This is a genomic window from Intrasporangium chromatireducens Q5-1 (assembly GCF_000576575.1).
GTDB classification, from domain to species: domain Bacteria; phylum Actinomycetota; class Actinomycetes; order Actinomycetales; family Dermatophilaceae; genus Intrasporangium_A; species Intrasporangium_A chromatireducens.
Window position 1 is genome coordinate 1 of record NZ_AWQS01000435.1, and the last position, 1,810, is coordinate 1,810.

Genomic DNA, 1,810 nt, shown 5'->3' on the forward strand with positions numbered 1-1,810 from the left:
GACGAAAGGCCACTACCCGACGAAGGGCCACGACCCGACGAAAGGCCAGTCGGCCAGCGAGGTGGCTCCGCCGGGATCGGACCATGGTCCGATATGGGAGGGGCTGGGGCCACCAGGATCGGACCGTGGTCCGATATGGGAGGTGCTGGAGGGCCGGAAAAGGCCGGACGCCGGCCGCGGAGGCGCTCCACACTGGAACGATGAGGACGGAGACCCTCAACGCCGCCTATCTCGCAGTCCCCGACGGCACCGGGCCGTTCCCGGGGCTGGTGGTCATCCACGAGGCGTTCGGACTCAACGACAACATCAAGGACGTCTGCCGGCGCCTCGCGGGTGAGGGTTTCGTTGCCCTCGGGGTCGACCTCTTCGCGGGCCGCAACCGGGCCGTCTGCATGGCCCGCATGATGGTCGGGACCATGACCGGCAACCTCGACCACTACGGTGTGCCAGCCCTCCGCACGGCGCTGAGCGACCTTGCCCGGCGTGCCGACGTCGATGCGGATCGCCTGGGCGCAGTCGGCTTCTGTCTCGGCGGCTCGGTCGTGCTCACCTGGGGGTGCACAGAGCAGCGCCTGCACGCCATCGCCCCCTTCTACGGTTTGGCGCCGCGGCCACGGGAAGCCGTCCGCCGCCTCTGCCCGGTCGTGGGGTCGTGGCCGGGACACGACTTCACCACGAAGGCGGCCGCCATCCTGGAGACTGAGCTCAGTGCGGCCGGCGTACCGCACGATCTCAAGGTGTATCCGTCGGCCAGGCACTCCTTCTTCAACGACCAGCTCGCCAACTACGACCCCGAGGCCGCGACCGATGCCTGGCAGCGGGTCCTCGCCTTCTTCGACGAGCACGTCCGGCACCGAGCGGAGCCGCCCGAGCCCGAGACCTGAGCTGCTCGGCTTACCTCCGCAGGCTCTGGCCACGTGCGCTCGCACGTCGCAGGTTGCGCAGGTGCAGGTAGGCCATGAGGGGCAGCAGCGGGGCGTGGATCGCCGGGATGTTGTGAGCGAACCAGTCCGGCAGGTAGACGTCCGTGACCGACCCGCGCTCGGCGACATACCGCTCGGCGAGCTCGGTCAGCGGACAGCGGAAGCCGTTGGCAGCGAAGACCAGGCTCTCGCCCGCCACGACCGCCGCTGCCGTCCCGACGTGCCTGTTCGTGCGCCCGACGAGCCCGGTGTAGAGGACATAGCAGACGCACGCCTCGATCGAGAACCACGCCGCGGTGTGGAACGTCTTGATCGCCACCACGGCCGGGGGTCGAGCCGTCCCGGTGGCAACGCGGCCCGCGAGCTCAGCTCGCTGCCGCCATGGGCTCCACGGAGGAAGTCGGCGTTCGGTCCTGTGCCCCGCCATCGCCATACCGTCCCTCCGCTCGCAGCTTGAGGCCCCGCAGGACCCCCATCTCCATGTACTGGTGCAGGGGGTCGGCGACGAGGAAGTCGAATCCGCGCGCCAGCAGCGTCGCACCCGGGACGCGCCTGACGACGAATGCCAGGGCCCGGACGGCCGTCGGGGCGTCCGCTGCCAGACCGTCGATGGCCGCGGTGATGTAGCCCTGGCCGCGCTGCCGGATGATCACCCGGGTCCGGCCGTCCGGCAGCGGGCGCAGCACGAACGCCTCGCCGGCGACGAGGTGCCGGTTCGGCTCCAGCTCGGTGACCGTCGCATAGCACCACCGCCGTAGGGCACTTGGTCTCCGACCGCGAGGTCCAGCAGCTCCGGGTGGATCCGCGTCGCGGAATGCTTGCCCTCGACGTAGCGAGCCCGGAAGAGCAGGCGCTCGACCGCCTCGTCACCCTCCGTACCCCACCGC

The 1,810-nt window shown here is 70.4% G+C and carries 3 protein-coding genes and 1 pseudogene; 1 reads left to right on the plus strand and 3 read right to left on the minus strand.

Features of this window, described 5'->3' with window-relative positions:
• Window positions 1–200: 200 nt before the first annotated feature.
• The gene (locus tag N864_RS21975) at window positions 201–884 is read left to right on the plus strand and encodes a dienelactone hydrolase family protein (protein WP_034722544.1); all 684 of its coding nucleotides are present in this window, start codon (window positions 201–203) and stop codon (window positions 882–884) included.
• A gap of 10 nt (window positions 885–894) precedes the next feature.
• Here the strand turns inward: N864_RS21975 and N864_RS21980 are convergent, their stop codons facing one another.
• The 3 genes and pseudogenes from N864_RS21980 to N864_RS25770 all read right to left on the minus strand — a co-directional run.
• Window positions 895–1,242, minus strand: coding sequence for a hypothetical protein (locus tag N864_RS21980; RefSeq protein WP_240474454.1), 348 nt, complete (start codon window positions 1,240–1,242; stop codon window positions 895–897).
• A 46-nt stretch (window positions 1,243–1,288) separates the two neighbouring features.
• Window positions 1,289–1,609 carry a hypothetical protein gene (locus N864_RS25765; RefSeq protein WP_205621035.1) on the minus strand — a complete coding sequence of 107 codons (321 nt, stop codon included), beginning with the start codon at window positions 1,607–1,609 and terminating at the stop codon, window positions 1,289–1,291.
• Window positions 1,573–1,810, minus strand: a pseudogene (locus N864_RS25770) (hypothetical protein); the annotation flags it as partial. The pseudogene N864_RS25770 and the gene N864_RS25765, both read right to left, overlap by 37 nt.